This window comes from Corallococcus sp. CA041A, assembly GCF_003612075.1.
Taxonomy (GTDB): Bacteria; Myxococcota; Myxococcia; order Myxococcales; family Myxococcaceae; genus Corallococcus; species Corallococcus exiguus.
This window is the reverse complement of sequence record NZ_RAWF01000333.1, coordinates 1-9,943: the sequence shown is the minus strand read 5'-3', so window position 1 is coordinate 9,943 and position 9,943 is coordinate 1. Positions and strand designations below refer to the sequence as shown.

Below are 9,943 nucleotides of genomic sequence, written 5' to 3'. Positions count from 1 at the left end.
GGGGCGGGGGCTTCTGCACCTCCACCATGACCAGCTCCACCGGCTTCTGGATGGACGCGAGCTTGCGGCCCTCCAGGGTGGAGAGGAACACGAAGGCCACCCCGTGCAGCGCGAGCGACACGAGGACGAACACGAGCAGGAACCGCGTGGAGCGGTCGCGCTGGGGCAGGGAAGAGGATTCGAGGACCGCCTGGCTCATCGTTGCGAAGCCTCGTCAGGGCGTGGCGGGCGCTGCCCGGGAGGGGCCCGCGTCCTTCTCGATGTTGAGGGCGAACTTCGCGATGCCCTGGCCCTTCACCACGTCGATGAGGCGCATCACGCGGCCGTAGGCGAGCGTCTGGTCCGCGCTGATGATGGCGCGCGTGTCCTTGTCCTTGGCCACGGCCTCCGTCACGCGGCGGGACAGGTCGGCTTCCGTCACCTCCGCGCCGTCGAAGTAGAGCTTGCCCTCCTTGTCGAGGACGACGTTCACCAGGCCCTGCACCGTCTCACCGCCATTGGCGGCGCGGGGCAGGTCCACCTCCACCGTCTCGCGGACGATGAAGTTGGCGGTGACCATGAAGATGATGAGCAGCACCAGCACCACGTCCACCAGCGGGGTGACGTTGATGCCTGAGATTTCCTCGTCGCTGTCGTTCGCGCCGCCGGCCATGGGCTAGTTGCCCCCCGCGGCGCCCGGCTTGCGCGCCTTCATGGCGCCCACGAGCGCGTGGCCCAGGGCGGTGGTGCGGCTGGTGAGCGTCTTCAGCTGGCGGTTGAAGATGTTGAAGGCGACCACGGCGGGGATGGCGACGGCGAGGCCCACGGCGGTGGCGACGAGCGCCTCCGAGATGCCGGCCATCACCGTCTGCTGCATGGCGCCGCCCTTGGCATTCATGGCGCCCAGGTCGTTGAAGGCCTTGATGATGCCGAGCACCGTGCCGAACAGGCCGATGAACGGGGCGTTGTTGCCCAGCGTGCCCAGGATGGACAGGCCGCGCTCATACTGGGGGCGCTCGCGGGCGACGGTGGACGCGATGACCTGCTCCACGGTGTCGGGGCCCTGCTGCGCGGAGGCCAGGGCCTCGCGGATGACGGAGGCCTCCATGCCCTTCTGGTTCTTCACTTCACCGGCCACGGCGTCGAACTCGCCGCGCGCCAGGCGCACCGCCAGGGCCTCCGAGTTGGCCAGCCGGTGGCGCGAGAAGTACACGGCGCGCTCCAGCATCACCGCGATGGAGATGATGGACAGCGACACGAGCAGCCAGAGCACCCACTCGGCGCTGCCCAACGTCACCCCGAGCAGCTTGCTGCTCAACCATCCGAGTTCGGGTTGGGCCGCCTGGGCCAGGAGGAAGAAGGACGTCATGTGGGGAAAGCCCGGTTCAAGAGTGGGACCGCGTTAACGCGCGGCGCAGTCTCTTGTTCCCCCCAACTTAAAAGTCAAATGGAACGGGGTGGAGTTCACCCCGCTGTCGCGCGCCACTGGACGGGCGCGGCGAAACCAGGGCGCGGATGTCATATCCCAGGCACCAGGCGGGACGGGCGTCGGAGCGCCTGCCCGCCGGGTGGATGAGAGCGTTTCAGGGTCGGCGGTTGGGGCTGGTGGTCTGCGCGGGATCGCGCTCCACGACGGGGCCGAGGATGGAGTCGATGCGGCGCAGGAGCTCCGCGTTCAGCTTCACGCCGGTGGCCTTCACGTTGTCGAGCACCTGCTCCGGCTTGGACGCGCCGATGATGGCGGAGGAGACGCTCTTGTTCTGGAGCACCCAGGCGATGGAGAGCTGCGCCATGGACAGGCCTGCCTCCTGGGCCAGCGGCTTGAGCTGCTGGACGCGGGTGAGCACGTCGTCGGTCATGAAGCTGGTCATGAACTGCGAGCCCGGGGTTGCGGCGCGGGTGTCCGCGGGCGGGGGCTTGCCGGGGAGGTACTTGCCGCTGAGCACGCCCTTGGCCATGGGGGACCAGACAATCTGGCCCAGGCCTTCGGCGTCGGAGGTGGGGATGACCTTGGACTCGATGACCCGCCAGAGCATGGAGTACTGGGGCTGGTTGGAGATGAAGGGCACGCGCAGTTCGCGGGCGAGCTTCGCGCCGGCGGAAATCTGCTCGGCGGTCCATTCGGAGACGCCGATGTAGAGCGCCTTGCCCTGGCGGACGATGTCCGCGAACGCGAGCATGGTCTCTTCCAGCGGCGTCTCCGCGTCGAAGCGGTGGGCCTGGTAGAGGTCCACGTAGTCCGTCTGCAGGCGGCGCAGGGAGCCGTGGATGGACTCGATGATGTGCTTGCGCGACAGGCCGCGGTCATTCTGGCCGGGGCCGGTGGGCCAGTAGACCTTGGTGAACAGCTCGTAGCCTTCACGGCGCTGGCCCTTGAGGGCGCGGCCGAGCACGGCTTCGGCCTTGGTGCCGGCGTAGACGTCGGCGGTGTCGAAGGTGGTGATGCCCGTGTCGAGCGCCGCCTTCACGCACGCGACCGCGGCGTCCTCCTCCACCTGGGAGCCGTGGGTGAGCCAGTTGCCGAAGGAGATTTCACTGACCTTCAGACCGCTGCGACCAAGGAATCGGAAGTTCATAGGGGGCGGCACACTAACCGCCGCCTTTGGAGGTCCGCTCGGGTTTCGCGGTTTCTCGACAGCTGGAGTCGGACGGGCGACCGTCCACGGCGGGATTCGACCGTTCCCGGGCGTCGCTTGTGAACGGTGGGCCGGGTGTCCGACACTGGCTTCCACGCATGGCCGCCAGTGACGAACGCCGCTTCCAGTCTCTCGTGCTCGCGCCCATCCGGCGCGTGCAGCGGCGGCTCAATGGGGTCGCCTGGACCGGCGCGGGCATCGCTCCTGTCTGGGCCATGGCCACCGCTTGCGTGCTGTCACGGTTGTTGCTGCGTGACCTGGCTGTCTGGGCCGTGCCTCCGCTCGTCATCGCGGGGCTGGCGTGGTGGTTCGTTCGTGCCCGTTCGCGCGGCGTGTCGTTGGAGTACGCGGCGGTGCTCGCGGACCGCTCCGCCAATGCCGGGGGCTTGCTGCTCACGCGGCTGGAGCGTCCCGTCGGCGAGTGGGAGCTGAGCCTCAACCAGTTCGCCCAGCAGGTGAAGCCTCCGGAGGTTCCGTGGCGCCGGCCCGTGGGCGCGCTTCTGGGTGCGCTCGTGTTCCTCGCGGTGGGGTTCCTTGTTCCGCTGCCGGCCCTGCGCACCACGAACATCAACGCCGCCGCCGCGACCCAGGTCGCCGCCGTGCAGGCTCAGGCCGAAGCCCTGTCTCGCGAGGAGCCCCTGGGCCCCGACGTCGAGGAGGAGCTGCGCCGGTTGTCGGAAGAGGTCGCGCAGGGCCGCTTCGACTCCGCGGATTGGGAAGCCGCGGATGCTTTGGAGCAACGGCTCGCCGAGCGCGCCTCCGAGGCCGCCGCCGAGCTCAACCGCGCCTCCGAGGCCGCCGCTGAACTGGAGGACGCGCTCGCCGCCGCTGGCGGTGCCGAGGCCGCCACCCGTGAGCGCGAGTCGTTGGAGCAGGCGCTGATGGCGCTCGATGCGCGTGCCAGCGGGACCTCGGAGGACGACGCCACTGGTGAGCAGGCGGCTTCCGCGTCCGAGCGGAACGCCCAGGGCCAGGGTGCCGGTGAACAGGATGGCGAGCAGCAGGGCTCGCAGGCGCAGGGCACGGGGGAACAGGGCGGCGACAAGCAGGGCTCACGGCAGCAGGGCTCCGGCGATCCGTCGTCCCGCGAAGCCCAGGCCCGTGCTTCCGCTCGCGCCCAGGCCTCCGGTTCACCGGATCAGATCGCCGACCTGCGCCGCACGCTGGAGCGTCGGCAGCAGTCCCTGGCCCAGCGCTTCGGAGAGGAAAACGCCTCACAAAGGAACCGCGGCGCCCAGGCCCGGCGTCCCACCCGGCGGCAGCAGTCCGGACAGGGACAGAAGGGCCAGGGCCAGAAGGGGCAAGGCCAGGGCCAGGACGGGCAGGGCGAAGGTGACGGTGAAGAGGGCGACGGCGAGGGCCAGCAGGGCAGTCAGCACGCGAGCCGGAACACGCGGCAGGGCAAGGGCGAAGGCGCGGGCGTGAGCCGGGGCGGGGAGAGCCAGCCGGTCGTCTTCGGCGGCGAGGCGGAGATGGATCCAAACCGGCTCGCGTTCCAGCCGCTGCCGGATGGCAATGGCGGCGATGCGGAAGAGTTGTGGGGCCTTCGCGCAGCGGATCCGCAGGCCCGCACGGGGCAGGCGGGGCCGTCCAGCGCGAAGGGCACGGGCGCGAAGGGCGATGCGACGGCGGGACCGACCTCTGGTCCGCTGCTGCCTCGCAACCGCGACCTGGTGAAGCGGTACTTCGGTGGTCCGTAGTCCAGAAGGGGGAAACGACGTGGCAGCGGAGCTTCTGAGTCCCGCCGAAGCGCAGGGCGCGGCGGACGTGGCGTCCCGGCTCAAGTCCGGGCTCAACCAGGTGATGCTCGACCAGGAGACGGTCGTCGAGCAGGTCGTGACAGCGGTGCTCGCCCGGGGCCACGTGCTCCTGGAGGGCCTGCCCGGCCTGGGCAAGACGGAGCTGTGCAAGGCCCTGGCGCGGCTGCTGGCGCTGCCCTTCCGCCGCATCCAGTTCACCCCCGACCTGCTGCCCGGCGACATCACCGGCACCTACGTGCTGGAGGGCGAGTCGCGCCGCGACTTCGTCTTCCGCGAGGGGCCCCTCTTCGCGAGCCTCGTGCTCGCGGACGAAATCAACCGCTCCAGCCCCAAGACGCAGTCCGCGCTGCTGGAGGCCATGCAGGAGCGGTCCGTGACGGTGCTGGGCCAGACGCGGCCCCTGCCCGACCCCTTCTTCGTGCTCGCCACGCAGAACCCCATCGAGCTCGAAGGCACGTACCCGCTGCCCGAAGCGCAGTTGGATCGCTTCCTCTTCCGCATCCTCGTGCCGCCCGTGGGCGCCAAGACGCTGCGCACGCTGCTCACCACGCGCGTGCGCGGTGCGCCTCCCGCGCAGGAGCCGGTGCTGGACGCCGAAGGACTGTCGCGCCTGTTCGCCGCCGTGGACCGCGTGCACCTGCCCGGCCCGGTGGCGGACTTCATCGGCCGGCTGGTGGAGGCGTCCGACCCACGCCAGCCCTCCGCTCCGGAACCCGTGCGCCGCTTCGTGCGCTTCGGCGCGAGCCCTCGCGCGGCGCTGGCCCTGGCCGCCGCGGGCCGTGCTCGCGCGCTGCTCGAAGGCCGGCCCAACGTGGGCTTCGACGACGTGGTGGCCGCCGCGCCCGCCGCCCTCAACCACCGCCTGGTGCTGGCCTACGAGGCGTCGCTGGAGAAGGTGACCGCGCCGGACGTGGTGCGCGAGCTGCTCAAGGCCACGCCCGAGGTGCCCCGTGGCTAGCCGCGCGCACCTGACCTTCGCCGTGCTCCTGGGGGCCCTGCTCTGGACTGGCCTGTCGGGCGTTCCTGGCGGGACGGCGGCGTTCGCCACCAGCCCTCCCAAGGCGGTGGAGGCGCGGGATGAGGCGTCCCAGGCGAGCGGCTACCGCGAGGTGGTGGAGACGACGGAGAACTTCCCCACCGAGGGCGACCTCAAGGGCTCCGTGCGCGTCGTCACGCTTGTGCCGAACCGGGGCTACACGCCCATCCAGGTGACGGTGCACAACACCGGTGGCCAGCCGCGCCCGGTGCGTCTGTCCATCCACTCGCAGGGGCGCATCATGGAGCGCTCGCTGGAAGTGGGCCCCCGTGAGCGCACCGTGACGTGGCTGCTGATGCCCGCGGACCTGCAGGCGGGAATCATCAACATGGACTCGCCCGGCATGGACACCGTGGCGCAGAGCTTCTACCTGGACGGCTACCGGGGCGCCCGCGTGATGGTGCTGGGCGATGTGAAGGCCTTCGAGGCCGCGACCGGCCTGAGCCGCGCGCCGGAGAACATGGAGCCGCTCGTCGCCACGCGCTTCGTGGAGCCGCGCACCGCTCCACGCGAGCTGGCGGCCTATGTGGGCTACGACGCGGTGCTGGTGGCGGTGCCGGCGGACCAGGTCCCCGATGACGTCTGGGCGGTGCTGGAGATGTTCGCCGTGGCGGGCGGCAAGCTGGTGCTCGACCAGCCCCCGGCGAATCCGCGCCTGCGCCTCCCGCTGCTCCAGGATGAGAAGGCGGAGCTGTCACCCTATGGCTTCGGCTTCGTGCGCCAGTTCCGCGAATGCCGGAAGAAGACCCCGGGCTGCGGCTTCAGACTCTGGGAGGACACGGAGCGGTCGCCAGCCGTGGTGGTGCCCGCGGGCCCGCCGCCCCGCTGGGAGCGCCACGACCTGCTCAGCGATGGGCGACTGCCGCTGCTGTCGAGCGCCCGTGCGCCCGTGGGCCGCTTCCTGCTGCTCATCTTCCTCTTCGTGCTCGCGGTGGGGCCCGGCGGGTGGATGCTCGCGCGGCGCAAGGGACCGCTCGCGGTGCTCATCGCCGTGCCCACGCTGGCGGTCCTCACGAGCCTGGGGCTGGTGGCGTGGTCCGTGCTGGTGGATGGCTTCAGCGTGCACGCCGCGCGCTACAGCCTCACGCTGCTGGACCGCGAGCGGTCCCGCGCGGTGACGGTGGGCCTCAACGCCTGGTACGCGAACCTCGCGGAAGAGAGCGTGCGCATGCCCGCCTCCAGCGTGCTGCTGGCCCCGGCGTCCTCGACGGGCCCGGAGGATCCGCCGCGCCTCCTGGATTGGACGAACGGGCTGGTGGTGAAGAACAGCTTCCTGCCTTCGCGCAGCTACCGCGAGTGGGGCGAGGTCGCCGTGGTCCCCTCGCGCGCGCGGCTGACGGCGCACAAGACCGACGGTGGCGTTCAGGTGCAGAACGCGCTAGGGGCTCCCTTGATGGGCGGCACGTTGAAGCTGGACGGCCAGCTCTATGTCCTGCCGGAGCTGGCGGACGGCGCGGAGGGGCTGGCCCCGCCGGAGGAGGCGGAGGCCGGGGACGTGGACCTGCTGGGCCTGGAGCACGAGCCACGCATGCGCTTCCAGGACGCGGTGGCGCCCCTGATTCAGGAGCTGGAGGACGGGGCGTTCGTGGCGCGGCTGGGCGGGCGTGGCTTCACGCCCACGGCGGCGCTGGACGTGGAGCTGGATGCCGCGCTGCACGTGGTGCGCGGTCAGGTCGAGGAGGCACGACGATGAGCCTGCTGGAGGTGAAGGGGCTGCGGCGTGACTACGGAGCGCTGCGCGCGGTGGACGACGTGTCGTTCTCGCTGGAGGCCGGCGGCATCCTGGGCTTCATCGGGCCCAATGGCGCGGGCAAGAGCACCACGCTGCGCATCCTGGCCACGCTGGACGTGCCCACCGCGGGCACGGTGCTGCTGGACGGCACGTCGCTGGTGGACGCGCCGGACCGGGCCCGGCCGCTGCTGGGCTACATGCCGGACCGCTACGGCACCTACGACGACGTCACCGTGAAGGAGTTCCTGGACTTCTTCGCGCGCGCGTACGGGCTGAAGGGCGCGCAGCGCAAGCAGCGGGTGGACTCGGTGATGGAGTTCACCGGGCTGGGGCCGCTCTCGCACAAGCTCACCACGGAGCTGTCCAAGGGCATGCGCCAGCGCGTGGCCCTGGGGCGCACGCTGCTCCACGACCCTCGGCTGCTGCTGCTGGACGAGCCGGCGGACGGGTTGGATCCACGCGCGCGCATCGAGCTGCGGGAGCTGCTGCGCGCGCTGGCGGATCAGGGCAAGGCGGTCATCATCTCCAGCCACATCCTCACGGAGCTGGCGGAGATCTGCGACAGCTGCGTCATCATCGAGCAGGGGCGCCTGCTGGCCCAGGGCAAGGTGGAGGACCTGCTGCGCCAGAGCGCGGGCCCGTCCCGCGTGATGGAGCTGACGGTGCGGCTGGCGGCGCAGGGCGACGAGGGCGAGGCGCTGTGGTCTCGCACGGAGCGCACGCTGCTGGAGCAGCCGCGCGTGAAGGACGTGGCTCGCGAGGGCGGCGCGCTGCGCGTGCGGCTGGAGCTGGAGGCGGACGCGGGGCCAGCGCAGACGGAAGCGGCCGCGGCGGCGCTGCTCGCGGCGCTGGTGTCGCAGGGGTTGCCGGTGTGCGCGTTCAGCCCGCGCGAGCGCAACCTCGAGGACGCGTTCATGACGGTGACGAAGGGGAGGGTGGCGTGAGCACGCAAGCAAGTCCCGCGTCGGGCGCGGCCGAGTCCGCCCCCTCGCCGGGTGTTCCCGCCGCGGTGTCCGACCGTTGGGAGAAGTGGGGCGACCGGCTCAACCCGCTGGTGGTGAAGGAGGTGCGGCAGGGGCTGCGCACGCGCGTCTTCTGGGTGAGCTTCGGGCTGCTGCTCGCGGCGTGCCTGGTGCTGTCGCTCATCGCGTTCGCGAACACGCACGACAGCACGTACACGCGCGAGGGGCGGTCGTACTTCTTCTCCTTCTTCGTGTGCCTGGCGCTGGTGCACTTCGGCCTCATCCCCTTCAACGCGTACCGCTCCCTGGCGCGCGAGCGCGAGGACGAGACGTGGTCGCTGCTCCTGCTCACGGGGCTGGGACCCCGGCGCATCCTGCGCGGCAAGGTGGCGTCCTTCCTGGTGCAGGCGGTGCTGTACGCGTCGGCGGTGGGGCCGTTCCTGCTGTTCAGCTACTTCCTCAACGGCATCGACCTGCCCACCATCCTGATGGTGCTGATGTTGGGCGGGGCGTGGATGGTGTTCCTCACGCTCGTGTCGGTGTGCGCGGCGACGGTGGCGGACAGCCGGATGGGGCGGGCCGCGGTGCGGTTCGCGCTGGTGGCCGTGCTGGTGGTGACGTTCTTCCAGGCGCTGACGTTCACCTTCGTGGTGACGAACGAGCGTGGCAGCGGGTTCTCGTTCGACCGGAGCTTCTTCCTGGGGCTGGGTGCGGCGTTCTGGCTCCTCGTGTCGGACGGGTGGCTGGTGTTCGAGACGGCGGTGGCGCGGCTGTCGCTCGTGACGGAGGACTACACGCGCCATCCCCGGCGGGCGTTGGTGGTGCAGGTGTTCCTGACGTTCGTGGGGATGACGGCGGTGTGGTGGCTCATGGACCGGGATGACGACATCCCCGGGGTGATGGGCATCCTCGGAGGGCTGCACCTCATCTTCGCCACCCTCTTCATGGCGACGGACGTGGACGGGCAGTCGCGGCCGCTGCGCGCGGGCACTCGGGCGTGGACGCTGTTCAGGCCTGGGGCGCTGCGCGGCTTCCGGCTGTCGGTGCTGCTGCTCGTGGGGTGGGCGGTGGGGTGCGGGGTGTTGCTGTGGCTGTCGGATGGCTCGACGAGCAGCCTGCGGATGGGGATGTCGCAGGCGGCGCTGGCGCTCTACGGGGTGCTGTACCTGTCGGTGGCGCTGCTGTTGGGGCGGATGCCGCGCTCGGGCCGGTTCGCTTCGCCGGTTTCAGTGCGGTTGCTCTACGTCCTGGTGGGAGTCCTGGGGGCCGGCGTGCCGCCGTTGCTGGCGGTGTTCCTGAACCTGGAGGGGCGCGATGAGTTGCTCAACCTGCTCAACCCGATATTGGGGACGCTGAACTTCGGCAAGTACGACTACAGCGACCCGAGCGGGCTCAAGCTGCCGCCGGAGCTGCTCCTGTGCGTGGCGCTGGTGGCGGTCCTGGCGGCGTTCGCCGCGGATCGGGTGCTCGCTGACCGCGAGCGGCGGGCCCACCAGCAGTGAGCACGATGTTGGATGAGGCGGAGGTGGCGCGCCTGGCGCCGGGGCTGAGCCTGGCGCTGCCGCGCCTGCCGCAGCGGGGACGGGTGGGCGAGGTGCGCGCCACGTCCGCGGGCAGCGCGATGGAGCTGCACGACTTCCGCGCGTACCAGCCGGGGGATGACCTGCGGCAGCTGGACTGGAACGCGGTGGCGCGCACGGGGGAGCTGGTGCTGCGCGTGCGCCAGGACGAGGTGTCGCCGCGCGTGGAGGTGCTGCTGGACGGTTCGCGCAGCATGGGGCTGTCGCCGCGCAAGGCGGCGGGGGCGCGGGAGGTGGCGCTGCTGACGGTGGAGGCTG

General features: G+C 71.1%; 9 protein-coding genes and 1 pseudogene. 6 read left to right on the top strand and 4 right to left on the bottom strand.

From position 1 onward, the window contains the following. The 4 genes and pseudogenes from D7V77_RS37345 to D7V77_RS37330 form a co-directional block, all read right to left on the bottom strand. A pseudogene (locus D7V77_RS37345) lies at positions 1-199 on the bottom strand (energy transducer TonB); the annotation flags it as partial. Between the two features lie 15 nt (positions 200-214). After that, positions 215-652, bottom strand: a complete 438-nt coding sequence (locus D7V77_RS37340; protein WP_120581013.1) for a biopolymer transporter ExbD — start codon at positions 650-652, stop codon at positions 215-217. A gap of 3 nt (positions 653-655) precedes the next feature. Continuing rightward, positions 656-1,348 (bottom strand): MotA/TolQ/ExbB proton channel family protein, encoded by a 693-nt coding sequence (locus D7V77_RS37335; RefSeq protein WP_120581012.1) that lies wholly within the window; start codon positions 1,346-1,348, stop codon positions 656-658. Positions 1,349-1,562: 214 nt separating this feature from the next. Further along, entirely contained in the window at positions 1,563-2,555 is a 993-nt protein-coding gene (locus D7V77_RS37330) for an aldo/keto reductase family protein (protein ID WP_120581011.1), read from the bottom strand. Positions 2,556-2,713: 158 nt separating this feature from the next. Here D7V77_RS37330 and D7V77_RS37325 point away from each other — a divergent pair, with 158 nt between their 5' ends. From D7V77_RS37325 to D7V77_RS37300, 6 genes are all read left to right on the top strand, one after another. After that, entirely contained in the window at positions 2,714-4,315 is a 1,602-nt protein-coding gene (locus D7V77_RS37325) for a hypothetical protein (RefSeq protein WP_120581010.1), read from the top strand. Positions 4,316-4,334: 19 nt separating this feature from the next. Further along, positions 4,335-5,333 carry a MoxR family ATPase gene (locus D7V77_RS37320; RefSeq protein ID WP_169822253.1) on the top strand — a complete coding sequence of 333 codons (999 nt, stop codon included), beginning with the start codon at positions 4,335-4,337 and terminating at the stop codon, positions 5,331-5,333. After that, entirely contained in the window at positions 5,326-7,104 is a 1,779-nt protein-coding gene (locus D7V77_RS37315) for a hypothetical protein (protein ID WP_233597471.1), read from the top strand. Before D7V77_RS37320 ends, D7V77_RS37315 begins: the two co-directional genes overlap by 8 nt. Next, positions 7,101-8,087, top strand: a complete 987-nt coding sequence (locus tag D7V77_RS37310) for an ABC transporter ATP-binding protein (RefSeq protein ID WP_120581009.1) — start codon at positions 7,101-7,103, stop codon at positions 8,085-8,087. The genes D7V77_RS37315 and D7V77_RS37310 overlap by 4 nt, the downstream gene beginning before the upstream one ends. Further along, the gene (locus D7V77_RS37305) at positions 8,084-9,607 is read left to right on the top strand and encodes an ABC transporter permease (RefSeq protein ID WP_172810442.1); all 1,524 of its coding nucleotides are present in this window, start codon (positions 8,084-8,086) and stop codon (positions 9,605-9,607) included. Before D7V77_RS37310 ends, D7V77_RS37305 begins: the two co-directional genes overlap by 4 nt. 5 nt (positions 9,608-9,612) lie before the next feature. Continuing rightward, positions 9,613-9,943: DUF58 domain-containing protein (locus D7V77_RS37300; RefSeq protein ID WP_199733959.1), on the top strand; the 331-nt coding region annotated here is incomplete at its 3' end.